This window comes from uncultured Campylobacter sp., assembly GCF_937890585.1.
GTDB lineage: Bacteria > Campylobacterota > Campylobacteria > Campylobacterales > Campylobacteraceae > Campylobacter_A.
In genome coordinates, this window is record NZ_CALACG010000358.1 from 1 (window position 1) to 2,970 (window position 2,970).

Consider the following 2,970-nt stretch of genomic DNA (forward strand, 5'->3'; position numbering starts at 1 on the left):
GCTATTAGTATATTCTTTTCATCTTCTGTTACTTGATTTGAAGTTATTAAATCATCCCAGTAGGTATAATTTTTTAATGATATCTTGCCTCGATAAATAGGCCCATAGCTTTCATATAGTTTTGTAACTTTAAATTTATCTGCATATAGTTTTTCGCAGTTGCATAATTCTATTTCGGCTTTTACCCCAACCTCTCTATCCCCATCCACCCACATACCACTATCTACTCTTGTTATGCTCTTTGACTCATTAAAAGAGCTTATAAAGCTATCCATATTATCTTTACTTAGTAGGTTGATACCATATTTTTTATCTTTGCTTATTATGCTATCTAAAATTTGGCTGTTTGCACTATTCTCATTGACATAGATCCCATATACATTATTTAGTGTTTGTCTATTCTTTTCATCTTTTACGTTAAGCGTCTTGTTTAAATTTTCATCCTCATATATCTTTACTTCCTGTGCTTGATTTATATTTTTATTTATGTAGTAGTATCCGTCTTTTATGTTTTTGTCTCTATCTGTTAGAGAACTATCGAAATTTATGTTAGCTTTAAAGCTCTTCTCTTTTATAGCATGCTCAAACTCATATATGATTAGCTTATCATCTTTAAATTTAATATATAGAGGTATCTTTATATCTATCCTTATATGGTTTTTACCATATACGCTTTTGTATTTAAATTTATCCTTCTCTCCTTCAAGATATGCAAAAAATACTATAGTATGACCACCTTGCTTTAGCTTGTCTAAATGATCTTTCTTTATAACATCTGAAATTTTAAATGCTATCTCTTTACCCTTTTGATCTTTTAGCTCTACCACATCTTTAGGATTTGATTTAGATACTTCGTTATACTCTATACTCTTTATCACCATATATCCCCAAAGTACCTCTTTATATCTCTTACTACCTTTTTCTTGTTTATATATAGCCTTTAAGCTTATCTCTTCATTTGTCTTAAATGGATACTCATTATCAGAGACTACATTTACTATATGATCTGTTATATCTCTTAAAGATACCTTATTTGTATAGCTATAACTACCACCACTTTTATCTTTATATCCTATAGATATGATAGCTGTACCAGTGTAGGCATGTATGCTTTTAGTATCATAAATTTTACTTAGATCAGATGAATAGACTATAAGCTTAGTATCTTTCTTATCATTTCTATCTATAGGGATATTAAATGTAGCCCTATATGAGTTTTTCATATCTGAGTCTTTATTTTTAGCTAAAGATGTACTCTCATATATACTCTTATCACCGCAGTGGTGAAGATATATCTTATCTATATCACTAGCTTCACCTTTTTCGTTTTCAATGATGAGATTATCTAGTGTTAGAGCTAGGCTTGAACCTGATGTTGATGTAGGTACTACATTATTACCAAGAGCTAGACGAAGCTTCATATCAAACATAGCTGAGTCTTTATCATCTCTAAGGGTAAAGTTATTCTCCTTAGCGAAATTTAGAAGGTTGAAATTTAGATATTCGTCTTTAGATGAGGGGAGCTTAAAGTGACTCATCTTTACGACACCATCTTCTAGCTTGTACTCTATCTCATCGCTACTTTGTCTTATGCTAGTAAAGCAAGCGCCCTTTGTCTTGTTTTTATCATCTTTGCCATCATCGTTTTCTTTATAAAGTATCACACTATCTGACTTGGTCTTTGCGTTTTTAAATTTGATATCTCTATCAGATGAAGTGCCCTTGTTCTCTTTCTCGTAAGTGTCAAATTTAAAGTCAGTCAGTATTAGTTCGCATAAATTTAGCTTGCCATAGTTTGGTCTGCTAGGATTTAGCTCTTTTGGATTTAGCTCGCTGCAGTCAAATTCACTTTGGCTGGCTAGCACGATGGTAAAGTTGCTCTTTTTAGGCTGAAATATCCTAATAGGAGTAGCCGTCTTGATAGGGCAGAGTATGAGCATATCCTCTTGTTTATAAAGCTCTTCTTCTCTTCTTTTTAAAAGCTTATTTATCCTTGAAGCGTTAGAGGTTGAAGAGGAGGTTAAATTTACGCAGTAGATATTTTCGGTCTCAAATTTCTTTGATGTCTCAGAGCTTAAAAGAGAATTTAGCTTACCAGCAAATGGCTTAAATAGCCCCTCGCACTTTGAAGCGGTGTTGTTTGATCTCTCTTCGTCTTTTTGCATAAATTCTAAATGTGTGACGTCCTCTTTGTGCTCTTTGCCGTTTTTGTGTTTTGTTACATACATAGCTTTAGAGATATTTAGGTGGGTAAAGACGTCTATGCACTCGCCAAAGCTGACGCGCTCCATGCTAGCCGTGCTAGATGAGTCGCTTAGAGCTCTATTGTTTTCGTCTGACTCGTAAAGGCCAAACTGAGCTGATATCTTTTGTCTTAAAAGTTTAAGGTTGTGCGGGTTATCACCGCTAAAGCTCTCGTAAGCTAGCCAAAACCACGCTTTAAAGCGACTTTTGCTCTTGATGTATCTTGCTAAAGCTGGGTCGATATTTTTCTTGCTACTTATGTGAAGCAGGGCAAGAAGTGCTACATGCTCTTTTGAGATCTGTGACGTCCCAGATGAAGTGAGCTTGACCTCTTCTAAATTTGCAAGCGACGAGCCCTTTAGCTTCTCTTTTATATCAGCCGCTAGTGGCTTTAGCTTGGACTCTAAAATGGCATTTAACTGCTCATCTTGGCTAAATTTAAACTCAGGCAATGACTCTGAGCCAGCGCCGCCAGACGCTTTTGCATAGGCAGCCCTTGCAGCGTCATTTATATCGTTAAAAAGTTTTTCTGCATCTATCTTTGAAACCACGATTTTGCTTGTAGTGTTTGTTATAGTTTTTCTAACAGCTTCGATCACTTTTGCTTTGTTAGCACCATAAATCTGAGCGCATATCGCCTCCAGATCGTCCTTTAGGCTAAAGCTATATCCCATAAGTAACTTGTCGTCAGAGATGAAAGGCTTATTGATATCGGCACTATATGAT

At 35.1% G+C, this 2,970-nt stretch carries 1 protein-coding gene; it reads right to left on the reverse strand.

Translation table 11 applies throughout. The annotated features are described in order from the left end of the window. On the reverse strand, positions 1 to 2,970 hold a 2,970-nt coding region (locus Q0296_RS10805), incomplete at both ends, for a hypothetical protein (protein WP_298040472.1).